Origin of the sequence: Bradyrhizobium diazoefficiens, assembly GCF_016616235.1 — a bacterium.
In the GTDB taxonomy this organism is placed as follows: domain Bacteria; phylum Pseudomonadota; class Alphaproteobacteria; order Rhizobiales; family Xanthobacteraceae; genus Bradyrhizobium; species Bradyrhizobium diazoefficiens_H.
The window spans coordinates 3,411,445-3,430,547 of sequence record NZ_CP067100.1; the positions used below are offsets into that span (position 1 = coordinate 3,411,445).

General features: G+C 63.3%; 16 protein-coding genes. 15 read left to right on the forward strand and 1 reads right to left on the reverse strand.

Annotated features, from left to right (window positions below; all coding sequences use genetic code 11):
* Nucleotides 1-35 precede the first annotated feature (35 nt).
* From rpoC to JJB99_RS16185, 3 genes are all read left to right on the forward strand, one after another.
* Nucleotides 36-4,232, forward strand: coding sequence for a DNA-directed RNA polymerase subunit beta' (gene rpoC, locus JJB99_RS16175; RefSeq protein WP_200499674.1), 4,197 nt, complete (start codon nucleotides 36-38; stop codon nucleotides 4,230-4,232).
* Between the two features lie 193 nt (nucleotides 4,233-4,425).
* Nucleotides 4,426-6,486, forward strand: coding sequence for an FAD-dependent oxidoreductase (locus JJB99_RS16180; RefSeq protein WP_200499675.1), 2,061 nt, complete (start codon nucleotides 4,426-4,428; stop codon nucleotides 6,484-6,486).
* A 134-nt stretch (nucleotides 6,487-6,620) separates the two neighbouring features.
* Nucleotides 6,621-8,642, forward strand: a complete 2,022-nt coding sequence (locus JJB99_RS16185) for an ABC transporter ATP-binding protein (RefSeq protein WP_200499676.1) — start codon at nucleotides 6,621-6,623, stop codon at nucleotides 8,640-8,642.
* On the opposite strand, the gene JJB99_RS16190 is transcribed toward JJB99_RS16185, so the two are convergent.
* A complete protein-coding gene (locus JJB99_RS16190; RefSeq protein ID WP_200499677.1) occupies nucleotides 8,570-9,808 on the reverse strand; it encodes an FAD-dependent oxidoreductase in 1,239 nt (412 codons plus the stop codon). The genes JJB99_RS16185 and JJB99_RS16190 overlap by 73 nt on opposite strands.
* 682 nt (nucleotides 9,809-10,490) lie before the next feature.
* Here JJB99_RS16190 and rpsL point away from each other — a divergent pair.
* The 12 genes from rpsL (at nucleotide 10,491) to rpsC (ending at nucleotide 19,084) form a co-directional block, all read left to right on the forward strand.
* Complete coding sequence (gene rpsL / locus JJB99_RS16195; RefSeq protein ID WP_007603006.1) at nucleotides 10,491-10,862, forward strand: 30S ribosomal protein S12; 372 nt, start codon at nucleotides 10,491-10,493, stop codon at nucleotides 10,860-10,862.
* A gap of 15 nt (nucleotides 10,863-10,877) precedes the next feature.
* Nucleotides 10,878-11,348, forward strand: coding sequence for a 30S ribosomal protein S7 (gene rpsG, locus JJB99_RS16200; RefSeq protein ID WP_195803892.1), 471 nt, complete (start codon nucleotides 10,878-10,880; stop codon nucleotides 11,346-11,348).
* A 34-nt stretch (nucleotides 11,349-11,382) separates the two neighbouring features.
* Complete coding sequence (fusA, locus tag JJB99_RS16205; RefSeq protein WP_200499678.1) at nucleotides 11,383-13,455, forward strand: elongation factor G; 2,073 nt, start codon at nucleotides 11,383-11,385, stop codon at nucleotides 13,453-13,455.
* Nucleotides 13,456-13,495: 40 nt separating this feature from the next.
* Complete coding sequence (gene tuf, locus JJB99_RS16210; RefSeq protein WP_028177965.1) at nucleotides 13,496-14,686, forward strand: elongation factor Tu; 1,191 nt, start codon at nucleotides 13,496-13,498, stop codon at nucleotides 14,684-14,686.
* Between the two features lie 85 nt (nucleotides 14,687-14,771).
* Nucleotides 14,772-15,080, forward strand: a complete 309-nt coding sequence (gene rpsJ / locus JJB99_RS16215) for a 30S ribosomal protein S10 (RefSeq protein WP_002712302.1) — start codon at nucleotides 14,772-14,774, stop codon at nucleotides 15,078-15,080.
* 98 nt (nucleotides 15,081-15,178) lie between these two features.
* Nucleotides 15,179-15,892 (forward strand): 50S ribosomal protein L3, encoded by a 714-nt coding sequence (gene rplC / locus JJB99_RS16220; RefSeq protein ID WP_200499679.1) that lies wholly within the window; start codon nucleotides 15,179-15,181, stop codon nucleotides 15,890-15,892.
* 1 nt (nucleotide 15,893) lies between these two features.
* A complete protein-coding gene (gene rplD, locus JJB99_RS16225; RefSeq protein ID WP_018647243.1) occupies nucleotides 15,894-16,514 on the forward strand; it encodes a 50S ribosomal protein L4 in 621 nt (206 codons plus the stop codon).
* On the forward strand, nucleotides 16,511-16,813 hold the full coding sequence (locus JJB99_RS16230; RefSeq protein WP_008136362.1) for a 50S ribosomal protein L23: 303 nt from the start codon (nucleotides 16,511-16,513) through the stop codon (nucleotides 16,811-16,813). The genes rplD and JJB99_RS16230 overlap by 4 nt, the downstream gene beginning before the upstream one ends.
* Before the next feature lie 12 nt (nucleotides 16,814-16,825).
* A complete protein-coding gene (rplB, locus tag JJB99_RS16235; RefSeq protein ID WP_200499680.1) occupies nucleotides 16,826-17,659 on the forward strand; it encodes a 50S ribosomal protein L2 in 834 nt (277 codons plus the stop codon).
* A 12-nt stretch (nucleotides 17,660-17,671) separates the two neighbouring features.
* The gene (rpsS, locus tag JJB99_RS16240; protein WP_008136357.1) at nucleotides 17,672-17,950 is read left to right on the forward strand and encodes a 30S ribosomal protein S19; all 279 of its coding nucleotides are present in this window, start codon (nucleotides 17,672-17,674) and stop codon (nucleotides 17,948-17,950) included.
* A 10-nt stretch (nucleotides 17,951-17,960) separates the two neighbouring features.
* Entirely contained in the window at nucleotides 17,961-18,347 is a 387-nt protein-coding gene (gene rplV, locus JJB99_RS16245) for a 50S ribosomal protein L22 (RefSeq protein ID WP_008136353.1), read from the forward strand.
* Nucleotides 18,348-18,364: 17 nt separating this feature from the next.
* A complete protein-coding gene (rpsC, locus tag JJB99_RS16250) occupies nucleotides 18,365-19,084 on the forward strand; it encodes a 30S ribosomal protein S3 (RefSeq protein WP_027535295.1) in 720 nt (239 codons plus the stop codon).
* Nucleotides 19,085-19,103 lie beyond the last annotated feature (19 nt).

Sequence of the window (19,103 nt, forward strand, 5' to 3'; positions counted from 1 at the left end):
GCGGCCGGAGGCGACCGGCACGCGAGGAGAAGACGATGAACCAAGAAATTATGAATCTCTTCAACCCGACGACGCCGGCTCAGGTCTTCGACCAGATCCGGATCTCGATCGCGTCTCCAGAGAAGATTCTGTCCTGGTCCTACGGCGAGATCAAGAAGCCGGAGACCATCAACTACCGTACTTTCAAGCCCGAGCGCGACGGCCTGTTCTGCGCCCGCATCTTCGGGCCGATCAAGGACTACGAATGCTTGTGCGGCAAGTACAAGCGCATGAAGTACAAGGGTATCATCTGCGAGAAGTGCTCGGTCGAGGTCACGCTGTCGCGGGTCCGGCGCGAGCGCATGGGCCATATCGAGCTCGCCGCCCCCGTCGCCCACATCTGGTTCCTGAAGTCGCTGCCCTCGCGCATCGGCCTTCTGCTGGACATGACGCTGAAGGATCTCGAGCGGATCCTCTACTTCGAATACTACGTCGTGCTCGAGCCGGGTCTCACCGCGCTCAAGGACCGTCAGTTGCTGTCGGAAGACGAGTATCTGAAGGCCCAGGACGAGTACGGCCAGGACTCGTTCACCGCCATGATCGGCGCCGAAGCGATCCGCGAGCTGCTCAAGGGCATGGACCTCGAGAAGCTCGAATTGTCCTTGCGCGCGGAGATGCAGGAGACCGACTCCGACATCAAGCACAAGAAGCTCGCCAAGCGCCTGAAGATCGTGGAAGCGTTCCGCCACTCCGGCAACAAGCCGGAATGGATGATCATGACCGTGGTCCCGGTGATTCCGCCGGACCTGCGTCCGCTGGTGCCACTCGACGGCGGCCGCTTCGCGACCTCGGACCTCAACGACCTCTACCGCCGCGTCATCAACCGCAACAACCGCTTGAAGCGGCTGATGGAGTTGCGCGCGCCCGACATCATCATCCGCAACGAGAAGCGCATGCTTCAGGAGGCGGTCGATGCGCTGTTCGACAACGGCCGCCGCGGCCGCGTCATCACGGGTGCCAACAAGCGTCCGCTGAAGTCGCTCGCCGACATGCTCAAGGGCAAGCAGGGCCGCTTCCGTCAGAACCTGCTCGGCAAGCGCGTCGACTATTCGGGCCGTTCGGTGATCGTGGTCGGTCCCGAGCTGCGCCTGCATCAGTGCGGCCTGCCGAAGAAGATGGCGCTCGAGCTGTTCAAGCCGTTCATCTATTCGCGGCTTGACGCCAAGGGCCTGTCCACCACCGTCAAGCAAGCCAAGAAGCTGGTCGAGAAGGAGCGGCCCGAGGTCTGGGACATCCTGGACGAGGTGATCCGCGAGCACCCGGTGCTGCTCAACCGCGCGCCGACGCTGCATCGCCTCGGCATCCAGGCGTTCGAGCCGGTGCTGATCGAGGGCAAGGCGATCCAGCTTCACCCGCTGGTCTGCTCGGCGTTCAACGCCGACTTCGACGGCGACCAGATGGCCGTGCACGTCCCACTGTCGCTCGAAGCGCAGCTGGAAGCGCGCGTCCTGATGATGTCGACCAACAACATCCTGCATCCGGCGAACGGCCAGCCGATCATTGTGCCGTCGCAGGACATCGTGCTCGGTCTCTATTACGTCTCGATCATGCGTGAAGGCCTGCCCGGCGAGGGCAAGATCTTCGGCGACATGGCCGAGCTCGAGCACGCGCTGCACGCGAAGGTCATCCACCTCCACACCAAGATCAAGTACCGGTGGCAAGGCATGGACGAGACCGGCAAGGTCTCGACGCGCTGGATCGAGACCACCGCCGGCCGCGTCATGCTCGGCAATCTGCTGCCGAAGAACCCGCGGATTTCGTACGAGATCATCAACAAGCTGATGACCAAGCGCGAGATTTCGGGCGTCATCGACCAGGTCTACCGTCACTGCGGCCAGAAGGAGACGGTGATCTTCTGCGATCGCATCATGGCGCTCGGCTTCTATAATGCGTTCAAGGCCGGCATCTCGTTCGGCAAGGACGACATGGTCGTGCCGCACGGCAAGTGGAAGATCGTCGACACCACCCGTACGCTGGCGAAGGATTTCGAGCAGCAGTACAACGACGGTCTGATCACCCATGGCGAGAAGTACAACAAGGTCGTCGACGCCTGGTCGAAGGCCACGGAAGAAATCGCCAAGGCGATGATGAAGGAAATCTCCTCGACCAAGAAGACGGCGAGCGGGGCCGATGCCGACATCAACTCGATCTACATGATGGCTCACTCCGGTGCCCGCGGTTCGCCGGCCCAGATGCGCCAGCTCGCCGGCATGCGCGGTCTGATGGCGAAGCCCTCGGGTGAGATCATCGAGACGCCGATCATCTCGAACTTCAAGGAAGGCCTCTCGGTGCTCGAGTACTTCAACTCGACCCACGGCGCCCGCAAGGGCCTCGCGGACACCGCGTTGAAGACCGCGAACTCAGGCTATCTGACCCGTCGTCTCGTCGACGTCGCGCAGGACTGCATCATCACGCAGTCCGACTGCGGCACCAAGCTCGGCATCAAGATGCGCGCCATCGTCGATGCCGGCACCGTGGTCGCCTCGCTCGGCTCGCGCATCCTCGGCCGCACGGCCTGCGAAGACATCCGGGACAGTTCGGGCAAGGTGATCATCAAGCGCGATACGCTGATGGAGGAGAGCCATCTGGACGCCATCCAGCAGGGTGGTGTGCAGGAGGTGAAGATCCGCTCGGCGTTGACCTGCGAACTCGTCAACGGCATCTGCGGCAAGTGCTACGGCCGCGACCTCGCCCGCGGCACGCCGGTCAACCACGGCGAAGCCGTCGGCGTCATCGCGGCGCAGTCGATCGGCGAGCCGGGCACCCAGCTCACCATGCGCACCTTCCACATCGGCGGTGCGGCGCAGCTCAACGAGCAGTCTTTCGTCGAAGCCAATTTCGACGGCAAGATCGTGATCCGGAACAAGGCCATCGCCCGCAACAGCGAAGGTCACCTGATCGCGATGGTGCGCAACATGGTGGTGGCGATCGTCGATGCCGACGGCACCGAGCGTGCGACGCACCGCGTCCAGTACGGCTCGCGCCTGCATGTCGACGAGGGCGACAACGTCAAGCGCGGCCAGCGCATCGTTGAGTGGGATCCCTACACCCGTCCGCTCCTCACCGAAGTCGAGGGTACGATCGGCTTCGAGGACCTGGTCGAGGGGCAGTCGATCTCGGAAACGCTCGACGAGGCCACCGGTATCGCCAAGCGCGTGGTCATCGACTGGCGCTCGACCCGCGGCGGCTCGGACTTGCGTCCGGCCATCGTGGTCAAGGGCAAGGACGGCAAGGTGCTCAAGCTCCCCCGTGGCGGCGATGCCCGCTACATGCTGTCGGTCGACGCCATTCTCTCGGTCGACGTCGGAGCCAAGGTCAACCCGGGTGACATCCTCGCCCGTGTCTCGACCGAAAGCGCCAAGACGCGTGACATCACCGGCGGTCTGCCGCGGGTGGCGGAACTGTTCGAGGCACGGCGTCCGAAGGATGCGGCGATCATCGCCGAAATCGCGGGCACCATCCGGTTCGGACGCGACTACAAGAACAAGCGTCGCATCTCGATCGAGCCGATGGACAAGACCGAGGAGGCGCGCGAGTACCTGATCCCGAAGGGCAAGCACATCCACCTTCAGGACGGCGACGTCGTCGAAAAGGGCGACTTCATCGTGGAAGGCAACCCGGCGCCGCACGACATCCTTGCGGTCAAGGGCATCGAGGAGCTTGCGGCCTACCTGGTCAACGAAATCCAGGAAGTCTACCGGCTCCAGGGCGTGCTCATCAACGACAAGCACATCGAGGTGATTGTCCGTCAGATGCTCCAGAAGGTGGAAGTCACCGACCAGGGCGACACGGACATGATCTCCGGCGAGCAGGTCGACAAGATCGAGTTCGACGCACTGAACGAGAAGGCCAAGGAAGAGGGCAAGAAGCCCGCCACGGGTACGCCGGTTCTGCTCGGCATCACCAAGGCGAGCCTGCAGACCCGCTCCTTCTTCTCGGCGGCCTCGTTCCAGGAGACCACCCGCGTCCTCACCGAGGCGGCAGTCAACGGCAAGATCGATCCGCTCGAAGGCCTCAAGGAGAACGTCATCGTCGGCCGGCTGATCCCGGCAGGCACCGGCGCCTCCATGGCCAAGATCCGCGAAGTCGCGATGAAGCGCGACAAGCTGATCCTGGACGAGCGCGAGAAGCAGGCAGCCGTGGTGTCGCCCGCGCCGGAAGCGGAGCTTCCTGCGTTGCCGCCCGCGGAATGATCGTTCATCCGTAGGAATACCGAGGACAATGAAAAGGCCGGCGCAAGCCGGCCTTTTTGCTGCTTTGTTTCCCTGTTGCGGTGCGGGATCAACCTTTGTTCATCTTTCCTTCAGCCAAAAAAGCGCTTCTGCTAAGGCGACTTACACCGGTGGATCCCGTGACGGGGGCAAGGCCGGAGACCACGGAACTGACATGCTTGATCTCGCAATCGTAGGCGGCGGCCCCGGCGGGCTGATGAGCGCCTGGTATCTGAAGCGTAAGCTCGGCGATCTCTGCCGCATCACCATCTTCGAGGCGTCCGACCGGCTCGGCGGCAAGATTGTCACGCGCAAATTCGATTCCGCGCCCGCGATGTACGAGGCTGGCGTTGCCGAGATCTACGATTACTCGATGACCGGTCCCGATCCGCTGCGCGAGCTGATCCAGCATTTCGGCCTTCAGACCATTCCGATGGACGCCGAGCAGGTGCAGTTCGGCGGCGAGCTGCTCAACGACGTTGCCGGCATGCGCCGCAGATACGGCGCCAAGACTGCGGCCGCGATCGAGGCGTTCCGCAAGCGCTGCGCCGAGACGATGTCGCCGATCGAATATTACGAGGGCGTCGGCGCGCACGACAACGAGAACCCGTGGGCCTACAAGACCGCCGAGCAGGTGCTCGACGAGGAGGTCGAGGACGAGACCGCAAAGCGCTTCTTCAAGGTGATGGCGCGCTCGGACATCGCGACCGAGAGCCACAACACCAACGGCCTCAACGCGCTCAAGAACTATTTGATGGACGTCGACGGCTATATCGGCCTCTATTCCATCCAGAACGGCAACGAGCAGCTGATCGAGTGCCTCCAGTCGGAGGTCAATGCCGACATCCAGCTCAATCATCGCGTGCTCACCGTCGGCAAGGCGCCGACCGGCCGCTACCAGCTCAGGATGATGAACGGCAAGGGGCCGGAGACGCGCGACTTCGATCTCGTGCTGATGTGCCTGCCGCATTCCTGGCTCGCCACGATGGGGTGGGAAGGCGAGCAGCTGCGCAAGTCGATGGTCAAGCACGTCTCGTATTTCGACCGTCCGGCGCATTATCTGCGCGTCTCGATCCTGTTCGACACCCCGTTCTGGGGCGAGAAGATTTCCGGCGCCTGGTTCATGTCGGAGGCCTTCGGCGGCTGCTGCGTCTACAACGAGGGCGCCCGCCACGACGTCGGCAAGCATGGCGTGCTGAATTGGCTCATTCCCGGCTCCGACGCGCTCGCCTTCGCCAACCTCTCGGACCAGGAGCTGATCGATGCCGCGCTGAAATCGCTGCCGGCCTCGCTCGGCGATGCCCGTTCGCATTTCATGGAAGGCAAGATCCACCGCTGGCTGTCGTCGGTGAACGCGATTCCAGGCGGTCTGCCGGTACGCGACGTCATGACCAATCATCGGCCCGAACCCAAGGAGCATCCCGGCATTGTCGTGGTCGGCGACTATCTGTTCGACTCCACGCTGAATGGCCTGCTCGATTCCTCGGATGCGGCGACCGACATCATCCTCACCGAGATGATGCGCCTGCGCCGTGCGCGCGCGCAGGACGGCAAGCCGGTCTCCGATAAGGTCGACCGCGCCTATTTCGAGAACTATCGCGGTCTCGGCCCCTATAGCGAAGCGTGGCGGCACTTCACCGATCCCGACTATCTGACAAAACTGATCGGGATCGTCTGGGGCAAGACCAGGGGCGCGAAGTTGCTGGTTGCGGGCTCGGCCAGCGGCGAGCTGGTCGGGGCGCTGCGCGAGCGCGGCTTCGATGCCTTCGGCATCGAGAACAACCGTGCCATCCACGCCAGGACGCCGAAGGCGCTGAAGAAGTACAACAAGCTCGGCTCGATCACCGACATGCCGTTCAAGGACGGCAGCTTCGATTTCGTGTTCGAGACCAGCCTCTGCCATGTTTCTCCGAAGCAGGTGGTCCGCGCGATTCGCGAGCTCAACCGCGTGGTCAAGACCGGCCTCGTGTTCGGCTCGATCACTTCGGACATGGCATCAGGGTTGATCGACCGCTACGACCTTCTGCGCGGGGTCAAGAAGCTCGGCACCTGGTGGGAATGGTCCGAACTGTTCTTCGGCAACGGCTTCGATCTGTCGATGCACCGCAAGGACTGCACCGACGCGCTCTGGGAGGCGACGCTCGCCGCGGGCAAGGGCCCGGGGCAGTGGTACGCCGACGCCGACAGTCTGCGCTATTCCTTCTTCGACAAGGTCGCTGACGAGGACGACGACTAGCTTTCAAGAATCGGGTGAATTCGCCAATTGCTTTGCCGAATTCATCATGATCGCATAGAATCGGTGCGATAGCGGCTCTCCGCTACGTCCTGCTTTCTCTGCGGTCATGCCGGCCGTCAGCATCGGTTGGTTTCATGGCGTCCAAGCCTCTCTCGCCCGACAAACAGAAACTCGCCGCCGGAGGGGCGGCCGAACTCGACGACAAGTTCGCCTCCGCCGTCAAGCCGGACCTCGAAGACGACGAGAACGACGAAGACGAGGAGGATGACGAGCTGGAGCTCGATGACGACGATGAGGACGAGGACCTCGTCGTCTTCACCGCGCGCGAGGCCGCCGGCGCGCTTGCCACCATCCTCGGCTTCGTCAAGCCGTTCCTGACCAACTACAAGCGGATGCTGTCATTCGTGGCGTTCGGCGTCGTCGTCGAGACGCTGTTCAACGTCATCATGCCGCTCAGCCTCAAGTTCCTGATCGACGACGCGCTCGGCGAGGAGGATTTCCAGGCGCTGTACAAGATTCTCGGCGTCCTCGCCGCCGCCGGCATCTTCACCTCGATCGTCGCGATCTGGTACGAGCTCTGGGATGCGCGGCTGGCCGGCTGCATCATCTCCGAGGTCCGCAAGCGGCTGTTCGAGCACGTCCAGGATCTGCCGGCGGGCTATTTCGGCCGCACCAAGCGCGGCGAGATTCTGTCGCGCTTCTCCGTCGACCTCTCGGCCTTCGAAGGCTCGGTGAAATCCTTCGCCAACAGCGCCGCGCTGCCGTTTCTGGAACTGATCGCCGGCATCATCCTGATGGTGTTCCTGAACTGGCAGCTCGCCGCGGTCGCGCTCTTGGTGTTCCCGATCACGCTGATCGGCCCGCGCATCCTCACCCCGAAAGCGGTGCAGGCCAATTACGAGCAGAAGCTCAACGAGAGCGCGCTGCTCGGCATGGTGCAGGAGAACGTGGCCGCGCAGGCGGTGATCAAGGCGTTCAGCCTGCAACGCAAGATGTTCGGCTTCTTCACCTTCCGCAACGACGAGACGCGTCACAGGATCGCTTCAGCCGCGTTTCTGTCCACCATGGTGGAGCGGACCGTTACCATCTCGGTGCTGTTGCTGCATCTCGTCGTGCTCGCGATCGGCGCGTATCTGGCGACCAAGGGCCAGATCACCATCGGAACCTTCGTCACCTTCGAGAGCGCGTTCTGGGAGGTCTCCTACAACATCGCCCATGTGATGCATTTCATCCCGGTGTCGATCTCCTCCGCCGCCGCGATCCGCCACATCCAGGAACTGCTCGACGAGCCGACCCGCGGCGCCGATCGCCCCGGTGCGCCCGACCTGCCGCGCATCACCAACGACATCACCTTCGACCACGTCACCTTCCAGTACGAGGGCAGCCAGACGCCGGTGCTGGACAATCTCAGCCTCAAGCTCAACGTCGGCAAGAGCATCGCCATCGTCGGCCCCTCGGGCTCCGGCAAGAGCACGCTGCTCAATTTGATCCTGCGGCTCTACGTGCCCGACGAGGGCCGTGTCACTATCGACGGTGTCGACGTCCGCAAGGTGACGCTGGATTCGCTGCGCCGGAGCATGGCGGTCGTGTTCCAGGAGAATATGCTGTTCAACATGTCGATCCGCGAGAACATCCGGCTCGGCAAGGAAGGCGCGACCGACGAGGAGGTGGAGGAGGCCGCCAGGAAGGCCGAGATCCACCGCTACATCATGAGCCTGCCGCAGCGCTACGACACGCCGGTCGGCGAGCGCGGCGATACGCTGTCGGGCGGCCAGCGCCAGCGCATCGCGATCGCGCGCGCGATCATCCGCAATCCGTCGGTGCTGCTGTTGGACGAGGCCACCTCGGCGCTGGACCAGACCACGGAGGCCGCGATCAACCGCACGCTGCTCAAGGTCGCCAAGGGCCGTACCATGATCTGGTCGACCCACCGTCTCACCTCCGTGGTCGAGATGGACGAGATCATCGTGATCTCAGGGGGCAAGGCGATCGAGCGCGGCTCGCATGCCGAGCTGCTCGCGAAGAACGGCACCTATCGCAAGCTGTGGAACGACCAGATGCACCAGCCGCACAGCGCAGTTGCTCAGGCCGATGACGACAGCGAGGAAGACGACGACCTCGATGATGACGAGGACGACGACGACGAGGAGGCGTGACCGAGGAAGTTCGGCTCCAGATCGAGGGCGCCGCCAAGCGGCCGCGCCAACCCCTGAACCGACCAGGCCATGAAGCGCGCCCAGCGCTGCGCCGTCCAGTAAGGGCTCGTTGCGGTCGAGACCGAGCGGAAGTCGAACGCCTTGGCCGCTGACCATTCGTCGCAGGCCCGCTTGAGCGGATCGGCGTAGAAGCCGGCGATCTTGTTCACATCCATCCCGTCGGAGGCCAGCCACTGCGGGATGTAGACATTGCAGAGCCGCTCGACGTCGGTGAAGACCTTGTCGCAGCCAGTGCCGGCGGCGGGGCAGGAGGTTGCGAAGGCATCGCCCACCAGCACCAAGCCCGGCAGGCCGCCTGCGTCATTCACGTGGAGATCCGTGGGGCGGATCTTGATCTCGCCGGGGATGTCGAATGCGCCGGTGATGCGTCTCAGCCGGGGCAGGGCGGCATTCAGCGTCTCGGCCGGGCTGCGGCGCAGCTGGTTCAGCCACGGGTCGTCAAAGGCCCGGTAGACGAACAGATTGGCGCGCATCCGCGTGCCGATCGGAAACAGCGTGATGTAGGGAATGCGGTCGCTCGGCCGTTCCGAGAAATAGGTCAGCGCCGGGAAGCCGAACGAATCCCGCCCCGCCGGCACCACGTCGAACCCGACCGAGATCGAGTGGCAGGCGCTGATGACTTTGCGCGCGATGCCGAGCTGGTGGCGCAAGCCGACATTGAGGCCGTTGGCGAGCACGACCAGGCGGGCCGAGATGGTCTCGTCATTGGAAAGCGCGATCCGCTGCCGCTCGGGGCTGGTCTCGACCGCGATCGCCTTGGCGCAGATCCGCTCGACGTCAACAGGGATCTCGTCGCGGATCGCGTTGACCAGGGAATCGTAGAGAATGTTGAACTGCCGGCTCGGCGCCTTGTCGAGCAGATAGCCGAAGCGCGCGATCCAGTTCTCGCCGGCAAAGGTCGCGCGGCGCAGCACCGATTCTCCGATTCCGGTCTTCAGGAATCGCTCGACCTGGACGTGACCGCTGAGTTTCTCGACGCGAAAATCCGCCGGATAGCTCTCATGCGGATCGATCAGCACTGCAGAAATGCCGGCGCGGCCGAGCATTGCGGCGGCGGTCGAGCCGGACAATCCCCCGCCGACAATGGCAATGTCGGTGTACCGCATGGCGCAACTCTCCGCCGAAGGCGGCAGATTGCCGCATCAACAGGAAAAAAAGCCTTAGCAAGAGATATAAAAGTATATTTCACCCGGATATAAATGGATCGCAGGGGCGGCGGAACAGGCGACCCCTGCCCATCTGCGGATGGCGCAGTGAGTGCGGCAAACGGCGATTTCGATAGGTGCCAGAAGCGTTTTCCGACTGTCGTTTCGCTTGACTTGATCGATTCTCACTTATAGAAAGCGCCTCACTTAACGACAGGCGGTGAGCATCGCCAGCGTCGGAACGGGCCACCCGTTGATCCCCCAGGATTAGATCTGCAAGGGGTCACTTAAGACGGGCACCAACCTCGACGAATGCCGCTCAAACGCTGTCGATCATAGCTAGGCAATGCCAGTGCGATTTTAGTTCTCTTGAGCACGTTCTCTTGAGATCGAACTCGGATGCATGACCTCGGTGCGGGCCGCAGCGTTGCGCTGACCGGCCCGAATACTGCGGTCCTCTGTGGCGTCGAAGCGCTTTCCGCTCGTTGATGGAGCGGTTGGCGCAATTTCGCTTTGTGCGGATTGTTCCGTGCGAGGCGGCCCCGTCGGGCGGGTAGCGCGGCAAGAATTTGCGGTCCCGGTGACGGGCCGCGGCAAGACAGCGGACCCGTAAGGGGCCGCGATAACAAAGGGTAAGGCCAGGATGCCGACGATCAACCAGCTGATCGCTCAACCGCGTGAAGTGCAGAAGTCGCGCAAGAAGGTGCCGGCGCTCCAGCAGTCGCCGCAGAAGCGCGGCGTTTGCACGCGCGTCTACACCACGACCCCGAAGAAGCCGAACTCGGCGCTTCGTAAGGTTGCCAAGGTGCGTCTGACCAACGGTTTCGAGGTGATCGGCTACATCCCCGGTGAAGGCCATAACCTCCAGGAGCACTCGGTGGTCATGATCCGCGGCGGCCGCGTCAAGGACTTGCCCGGCGTGCGCTACCACATCCTCCGCGGCGTTCTGGATACCCAGGGCGTCAAGAACCGTAAGCAGCGTCGTTCGAAGTACGGCGCGAAGCGTCCGAAATAAGCGGGAACCAGCTCAATGTCTCGTCGCCACTCAGCGGAAAAGCGCGAAGTTCTTCCCGATCCGAAGTTCGGGAACATCATCGTCACGAAGTTCATGAACTCGGTGATGTACGCCGGCAAGAAGTCGGTCGCCGAAGGCATCGTCTACGGTGCATTCGGTCTCATCGAATCCAAGACCAAGCAGAGCCCGCTCGGCGTGTTCGAGCAGGCACTCGAGAACGTCATGCCGACGATCGAAGTGCGCTCCCGCCGCGTCGGTGGCGCGACCTACCAGGTTCCGGTCGAAGTTCGTTCGACGCGCCGTCAGGCGCTGGGCATCCGCTGGCTGATCTCGGCCGCGCGCGAGCGCAACGAGAAGACGATGACGGAGCGTCTCTCGGCGGAGCTCCTGGACGCATCGAACAACCGTGGGAACGCCGTCAAGAAGCGTGAAGACGTGCACCGGATGGCGGAAGCCAACCGCGCCTTCTCGCACTATCGCTGGTAACGGCGAAACAAACGGACTCGCAAGGAACACCCCCATGCCCCGCCAACATGCCATCGAAGACTACCGCAACTTCGGTATCATGGCGCATATCGACGCCGGCAAGACGACCACGACCGAGCGCATCCTCTATTACACCGGCAAGAGCCACAAGATCGGCGAAGTGCACGAAGGTGCCGCGACGATGGACTGGATGGAGCAGGAGCAGGAGCGTGGCATCACGATCACCTCGGCTGCGACCACCGCGTTCTGGAACGGCAAGCGCCTGAACATCATCGACACCCCCGGCCACGTCGACTTCACCATCGAAGTCGAGCGTTCGCTGCGCGTGCTCGACGGCGCCGTCTGCGTGCTCGACTCGAACCAGGGCGTTGAGCCCCAGACCGAGACCGTTTGGCGCCAGGGCGACAAATACAAGGTTCCGCGGATCGTCTTCGCCAACAAGATGGACAAGACCGGCGCGGACTTCTTCAAATGTCTGGCCGACATCGTTGACCGCCTCGGCGCCAAGCCGATCGCGATCCAGCTTCCGATCGGTGCCGAGAACAACTTCAAGGGTCTCGTCGATCTCGTGAAGATGAAGGGCATCGTCTGGAACGACGAGTCGCTCGGCGCGAAGTTCGACTATGTCGACATTCCGGAAGACATGGTCGACCAGGCCAAGGAATACCGCGAGAAGATGGTGGAAGCCGCCGTCGAGCTCGACGACGATGCTATGGCCGCCTATCTCGACGGCAAAGAGCCTGATGAGGCGACCCTGAAGCGTCTGCTCCGCAAGGCGGTGCTGACCGGCGCGTTCTATCCCGTGCTGTGCGGCTCGGCCTTCAAGAACAAGGGCGTGCAGCCGCTGCTCGACGCCGTGGTCGACTATCTGCCGTCGCCGATCGACGTGCCCGCGATCAAGGGCACTGACGACAAGGGCAATGAAGTCGTGCGCAAGGCCGACGACAAGGAGCCGCTGGCTCTGCTCGCGTTCAAGATCATGGACGACCCGTTCGTCGGCACCATCACCTTCTGCCGCATCTATTCTGGCGTTCTCCAGAGCGGCACCGGCGTCGTGAACTCGACCCGCGAGAAGAAGGAGCGCATCGGGCGCATGCTGTTGATGCATGCGAACAACCGCGAAGACATCAAGGAAGCCTATGCCGGCGATATCGTGGCACTGGCCGGCCTGAAGGAAGCGCGCACCGGTGACACGCTGTGCGATCCCGACAAGCAGGTGATCCTGGAAAAGATGGAATTCCCCGAGCCGGTCATCGAGATCGCGATCGAGCCGAAGTCCAAGGCCGACCAGGAAAAGCTGGGCGTCGCGCTGGCGAAGCTTGCTGCAGAGGATCCGTCCTTCCGCGTGTCGACCGACCAGGAGTCCGGCCAGACCATCCTCAAGGGCATGGGCGAACTCCACCTCGACATCAAGGTCGACATCCTGAAGCGGACCTATAAGGTCGATGCCAACATCGGCGCGCCGCAGGTGGCATTCCGTGAGCGCGTCACCAAGCGGGCCGAGGTCAAGTACACCCACAAGAAGCAGACCGGCGGTACCGGTCAGTTCGCCGAAGTGTCGATCGTGGTCGAGCCGAACGAGCCCGGCAAGGGCTACGAGTTCGAGTCCAAGATCGTCGGCGGCGCGGTGCCGAAGGAATATATCCCCGGCGTCGAAAAGGGCCTGAACAGCGTGATGAGCTCTGGCGTGGTCGCGGGCTTCCCCGTGGTCGACGTCAAGGTTCAGCTGGTCGACGGCAAGTACCACGACGTCGACTCGTCGGCGCTCGCCTTCGAAATCGCAGCGCGCGCGGCTTTCCGGGAAGCGCTGCAGAAGGGCAAGTCCGTCCTGCTCGAGCCGATCATGAAGGTCGAAGTGGTGACCCCGGAAGACTACACCGGCTCGGTCATCGGCGACCTGAATTCCCGGCGCGGTCAGATCCAGGGTCAGGACATGCGCGGCAACGCCAACGTCATCAACGCGATGGTGCCGCTCATGAACATGTTTGGTTACGTGAATAACCTGCGTTCGATGAGCCAGGGTCGCGCGACCTTTACCATGCAGTTCGATCACTACGCAGAAGCGCCGGCCAACGTGTCGGCAGAAGTCCAGAAGAAGTTTGCCTGATTGTCGTCGGTCTCGAACTGACGATTGAACGGAGAGTCAAATGGCCAAAGCAAAGTTTGAACGTAACAAGCCCCACTGCAACATCGGCACCATCGGTCACGTCGACCATGGCAAGACGTCGCTGACCGCGGCGATCACCAAGATCCTCGCCGAGACCGGCGGTGCAACGTTCACCGCGTACGACCAGATCGACAAGGCGCCGGAAGAGAAGGCTCGCGGCATCACGATCTCGACCGCTCACGTCGAGTACGAGACGCAGAACCGCCACTACGCCCACGTCGACTGCCCCGGCCACGCCGACTACGTGAAGAACATGATCACCGGCGCCGCCCAGATGGACGGTGCGATCCTGGTCGTGTCGGCCGCTGACGGCCCGATGCCGCAGACCCGCGAGCACATCCTGCTCGCCCGCCAGGTCGGCGTGCCCGCGCTCGTCGTGTTCCTCAACAAGTGCGACATGGTCGACGATCCGGAGCTGCTCGAGCTCGTCGAGCTCGAGGTCCGCGAGCTGCTCTCGAAGTACGAATTCCCCGGCGACAAGATCCCGATCATCAAGGGTTCGGCGCTGGCCGCCCTCGAAGATTCCGACAAGAAGCTCGGCCACGACGCCATCCTCGAGCTGATGCGCAACGTCGACGAGTACATCCCGCAGCCGGAGCGTCCGATCGACCAGCCGTTCCTGATGCCGGTTGAAGACGTGTTCTCGATCTCGGGCCGCGGCACCGTCGTGACCGGCCGTGTCGAGCGCGGCGTCGTCAAGGTCGGCGAGGAAATCGAGATCGTCGGTCTGCGCGCCACCCAGAAGACCACCGTCACCGGCGTCGAAATGTTCCGCAAGCTGCTCGATCAGGGCCAGGCCGGCGACAACATCGGTGCGCTGCTGCGCGGCACCAAGCGCGAGGACGTCGAGCGCGGCCAGGTTCTGGCCAAGCCGGGTTCGGTCAAGCCGCACACCAAGTTCAAGGCTGAGGCCTACATCCTCACCAAGGAAGAGGGCGGTCGCCACACCCCGTTCTTCACCAACTACCGTCCGCAGTTCTACTTCCGCACCACCGACGTGACCGGTGTCGTGCACCTGCCGGAAGGCACCGAGATGGTGATGCCGGGCGACAACATCGCGATGGAAGTGCACCTGATCGTGCCGATCGCGATGGAAGAGAAGCTGCGCTTCGCGATCCGCGAAGGCGGCCGCACCGTCGGCGCCGGCGTCGTCGCCTCGATTATCGAGTAACAAGCGAATAGGGAATGGTGAGTGGCGAATAGGGAATTCTGTTCGCTACTCGCTGCTCGCCACTCTACTCAAAGAAAGCACGGCAATGAACGGCCAAAACATTCGTATCCGTCTCAAGGCGTTCGACCATCGTATCCTCGATACGTCGACCCGCGAGATCGTGAACACGGCGAAGCGCACCGGTGCGCAGGTCCGCGGACCCATTCCGCTGCCCACGCGCATCGAGAAGTTCACCGTCAACCGTTCGCCCCACGTCGACAAGAAGAGCCGCGAACAGTTCGAGATGCGCACGCACAAGCGCCTGCTCGACATCGTCGATCCGACCCCGCAGACCGTCGATGCTTTGATGAAGCTCGATCTGGCCGCCGGCGTCGACGTCGAGATCAAGCTCTGAGCACGACCCCGACAAGTGGGCACCGGTTTTCGGACCGGGTCATGCTCACTCAGAAGATTAGCTAGTCCGCAAGGACAGAAAGAACAGGAAGCAAGCCGATGCGCTCCGGAGTGATCGCACAAAAGGTCGGGATGACGCGGGTCTTCACGGAGACCGGCGAACATATCCCCGTGACCGTGCTGAAGCTCGGCAATTGCCAGGTCGTAGGCCACCGCACCGAAGAGAAGAACGGTTACGTCGCGCTCCAGCTCGGTTCGGGCAGCCGCAAGACCGTTTACATGCCCAAGGCCGAGCGCGGCCAGTTCGCGGTCGCCAAGGTCGAGCCGAAGCGCCGGGTCGAGGAATTCCGCGTCACTGCGGATGCCATGATTCCGGTCGGCGCCGAGATCCAGGCCGATCACTTCGTCGTCGGCCAGTTCGTCGACGTCACCGGCACCTCGGTCGGTAAGGGTTTTGCGGGCGGCATGAAGCGCTGGAACTTCGGCGGTCTGCGCGCCACGCATGGTGTGTCGATCTCGCACCGTTCGATCGGTTCGACCGGCGGTCGTCAGGACCCCGGCAAGACCTGGAAGAACAAGAAGATGCCCGGCCACATGGGTGTCGATCGCATCACCACGCTCAACCTTCGCGTCGTCCAGACCGATGTCGAGCGCGGCCTGATCCTCGTCGAAGGCGCCGTTCCCGGCTCCAAGGGCGGCTGGATCCGCGTGCGCGACGCCGTCAAGAAGCCGCTGCCGAAGGAAGCTCCGAAGCCCGGCAAGTTCAAGGTTGCGGGCGATGCGGAAGCCGCTCCGGCTGCGCAGGAGGCGTGAGATGGAATTGAAGGTCACCACCCTCGAAGGTAAGGAAGCGGGCTCGGTCCAGCTCTCCGACGCCATTTTCGGTCTCGAGCCGCGCGAGGACATCATCGCGCGCTGCGTGCAGTGGCAGCTCAACAAGCGCCAGGCCGGCACCCACAAGGCCAAGGGCCGCGCCGAGATCTGGCGCACCGGCAAGAAGATGTACAAGCAGAAGGGCACCGGCGGTGCTCGTCACGGCTCGGCCCGCGTGCCGCAGTTCCGTGGCGGCGGCCGTGCCTTCGGCCCGGTGGTGCGCTCGCACGCCACCGACCTGCCAAAGAAGGTCCGTGCGCTCGCGCTCAAGCATGCGCTCTCGGCCAAGGCCAAGGACGGCGATCTCGTCGTGATCGAGAAGGCCGCGCTGGAAGCCGCCAAGACCAAGGCGCTGCTCGGTCACTTCTCGGGCCTCGGGCTCACCAACGCGCTGATCATCGACGGCGCCGAGCTCAACAACGGCTTTGCCGCCGCGGCCCGCAACATCCCGAACATGGACGTGCTGCCGATCCAGGGCATCAACGTCTACGACATCCTGCGCCGTCAGAAGCTCGTTCTGACCAAGGCCGCCATCGATGCGCTGGAGGCGCGCTTCAAATGACGAAGAACATCGAGCCTCGCCACTACGACGTGATCCTGTCGCCGGTCGTGACCGAAAAGGCGACGATCGCCTCGGAGCACAACAAGGTGCTGTTCAAGGTGGCCGCGAAGGCGACCAAGCCGCAGATCAAGGAAGCGATCGAGAAGCTGTTCGACGTCAAGGTCAAGAGCGTCAACACGCTGGTCCGCAAGGGCAAGACCAAGGTCTTCCGCGGCAATCTCGGCTCGCAGTCGAACTCCAAGCGCGCGATCGTGACCCTCGAAGAGGGTCATCGGATCGACGTGACCACCGGTCTGTAAGGTCGTACGACGATGGCACTGAAGACATTCAATCCCACGACGCCGGGCCAGCGCCAGCTGGTCATGGTCGATCGTTCGGCGCTTTACAAGGGCAAGCCGGTCAAGGCGCTCACCGAGGGCAAGCACTCCTCTGGCGGCCGCAACAACACCGGCCGCATCACCGTGCGCTTCCGTGGCGGTGGTCACAAGCGGACGCTGCGTACCGTCGACTTCAAGCGTGAGAAGGTCGACGTTCCCGCGACCGTCGAGCGGCTCGAATACGATCCGAACCGCACCGGCTTCATCGCGCTGATCAAGTATCAGGACGGCGAGCAGGCCTACATCCTGGCGCCGCAGCGCCTGGCCGTGGGCGACACCATCGTCGCCGGCAACTATGTCGACGTGAAGCCGGGCAACGTCATGCCGCTCGGCAACATGCCGGTCGGCACGATCATCCACAACATCGAGGTCAAGATCGGGAAGGGCGGCCAGCTCGCCCGTTCCGCGGGCACCTATGCCCAACTCGTCGGCCGCGACCAGGACTACGTGATCATCCGCCTGAACTCGGGCGAGCAGCGCCTGGTGCACGGCCGTTGCCGCGGCACGATCGGCGCGGTGTCGAACCCGGATCACATGAACACCTCGATCGGCAAGGCCGGTCGCAAGCGTTGGATGGGCCGCCGCCCGCACAACCGCGGTGTCGCGATGAACCCGATCGACCATCCGCACGGCGGTGGTGAAGGTCGCACCTCGGGCGGCCGCCACCCGGTCACCCCGTGGGGCAAGCCGACCAAGGGCAAGAAGACCCGCACCAACAAGTCGACCAACAAATTCATTCTCCTAAGCCGCCACAAGCGGAAGAAGTAAGGAACGCCGGACATGGTTCGTTCAGTCTGGAAAGGCCCGTTCGTCGAGGGTTCTCTGCTCAAGAAGGCAGATGCCGCGCGCGCGTCCGGCCGTCACGACGTCATCAAGATCTGGAGCCGTCGTTCGACGATCCTGCCGCAGTTCGTCGGCCTGACCTTCGGTGTCTACAACGGTCAGAAGCACGTGCCGGTGGCCGTCAATGAGGAAATGGTCGGTCACAAGTTCGGCGAGTTCTCGCCGACCCGGACCTTCCATGGCCACTCCGGCGACAAGAAAGCCAAGAAGGCTTGAGGATTAAACGATGAGCAAACCTAAGCGCGAACGGAGCCTCGCCGAGAACGAGGCCAAGGCGGTCGCCCGGATGCTGCGGGTGAGCCCGCAGAAGCTCAACCTGGTCGCCCAGCTCATTCGCGGCCGGAAGGCGGCTGCTGCGCTCGCCGACCTGCAGTTCTCGCGCAAGCGGATCGCGGTCGATGTGAAGAAGTGCCTGGAATCTGCGATCGCCAATGCCGAGAACAACCACGATCTCGACGTCGACGATCTCGTCGTCGCGCAGGCCTTCGTCGGCAACGGCCTCGTGATGAAGCGCTTTGCCGCCCGCGGTCGTGGCCGCTCGGGCCGTGTCTACAAACCATTTTCGCAGCTGACGATCATCGTTCGTCAGGTCGAAGCCGAAGCAGCGGCTTAAGGGCGCAGGAGCACACGATGGGTCAAAAGATCAATCCGATCGGTCTGCGTCTCGGCATCAACCGGACCTGGGATTCCCGCTGGTTCGCCGGCAAGCAGGAATACGGCAAGCTGCTGCACGAGGACGTCAAGATCCGCGAGATCCTGCACAAGGAGCTCAAGCAGGCCGCCGTCGCCCGCATCGTGATCGAGCGTCCGCACAAGAAGTGCCGCGTCACCATCCACTCGGCACGTCCGGGCGTGGTGATCGGCAAGAAGGGCGCCGACATCGACAAGCTGCGCAAGAAGGTCGCGGACATCACCTCGTCCGACGTCGTCATCAACATCGTCGAGATCCGCAAGCCGGAGCTCGATGCGACGCTGGTGGCGGAATCGATCGCGCAGCAGCTGGAGCGCCGCGTCGCGTTCCGCCGCGCCATGAAGCGCGCCGTGCAGTCGGCGATGCGTCTCGGCGCGGAAGGCATCCGCATCAACTGCTCGGGACGTCTGGGCGGTGCGGAAATCGCGCGCATGGAGTGGTACCGCGAAGGTCGCGTGCCGCTGCACACGCTGCGCGCAGATATCGACTACGGCGTTGCGACCGCGTTCACGACCTTCGGCACCTGCGGCGTCAAGGTCTGGATCTTCAAGGGCGAGATCCTCGAGCACGATCCGATGGCCCAGGACAAGAGAATGGCCGAAGGCGAGACCGGCGGCGGTGGCGATCGTGGTGGCCGTCAGCGCCGCGATGCGGCCTGAGCCAGTACAGGGAATTGAG

What these genes read in the sequence shown, in the direction of transcription:
- rplC (WP_200499679.1), top strand. Translation starts at nt 15,179, where the DNA reads ATGCGCTCCGGAGTGATCGCACAAAAGGTCGGGATGACGCGGGTCTTC.
- JJB99_RS16230 (WP_008136362.1), top strand. Translation starts at nt 16,511, where the DNA reads ATGACGAAGAACATCGAGCCTCGCCACTACGACGTGATCCTGTCGCCG.
- rpsS (WP_008136357.1), top strand. Translation starts at nt 17,672, where the DNA reads ATGGTTCGTTCAGTCTGGAAAGGCCCGTTCGTCGAGGGTTCTCTGCTC.
- rpsG (WP_195803892.1), top strand. Translation starts at nt 10,878, where the DNA reads ATGTCTCGTCGCCACTCAGCGGAAAAGCGCGAAGTTCTTCCCGATCCG.
- rplD (WP_018647243.1), top strand. Translation starts at nt 15,894, where the DNA reads ATGGAATTGAAGGTCACCACCCTCGAAGGTAAGGAAGCGGGCTCGGTC.
- rpsL (WP_007603006.1), top strand. Translation starts at nt 10,491, where the DNA reads ATGCCGACGATCAACCAGCTGATCGCTCAACCGCGTGAAGTGCAGAAG.
- rpsJ (WP_002712302.1), top strand. Translation starts at nt 14,772, where the DNA reads ATGAACGGCCAAAACATTCGTATCCGTCTCAAGGCGTTCGACCATCGT.
- fusA (WP_200499678.1), top strand. Translation starts at nt 11,383, where the DNA reads ATGCCCCGCCAACATGCCATCGAAGACTACCGCAACTTCGGTATCATG.
- JJB99_RS16180 (WP_200499675.1), top strand. Translation starts at nt 4,426, where the DNA reads ATGCTTGATCTCGCAATCGTAGGCGGCGGCCCCGGCGGGCTGATGAGC.
- rplV (WP_008136353.1), top strand. Translation starts at nt 17,961, where the DNA reads ATGAGCAAACCTAAGCGCGAACGGAGCCTCGCCGAGAACGAGGCCAAG.
- rplB (WP_200499680.1), top strand. Translation starts at nt 16,826, where the DNA reads ATGGCACTGAAGACATTCAATCCCACGACGCCGGGCCAGCGCCAGCTG.
- rpsC (WP_027535295.1), top strand. Translation starts at nt 18,365, where the DNA reads ATGGGTCAAAAGATCAATCCGATCGGTCTGCGTCTCGGCATCAACCGG.
- tuf (WP_028177965.1), top strand. Translation starts at nt 13,496, where the DNA reads ATGGCCAAAGCAAAGTTTGAACGTAACAAGCCCCACTGCAACATCGGC.
- rpoC (WP_200499674.1), top strand. Translation starts at nt 36, where the DNA reads ATGAACCAAGAAATTATGAATCTCTTCAACCCGACGACGCCGGCTCAG.
- JJB99_RS16190 (WP_200499677.1), bottom strand. Translation starts at nt 9,808, where the DNA reads ATGCGGTACACCGACATTGCCATTGTCGGCGGGGGATTGTCCGGCTCG.
- JJB99_RS16185 (WP_200499676.1), top strand. Translation starts at nt 6,621, where the DNA reads ATGGCGTCCAAGCCTCTCTCGCCCGACAAACAGAAACTCGCCGCCGGA.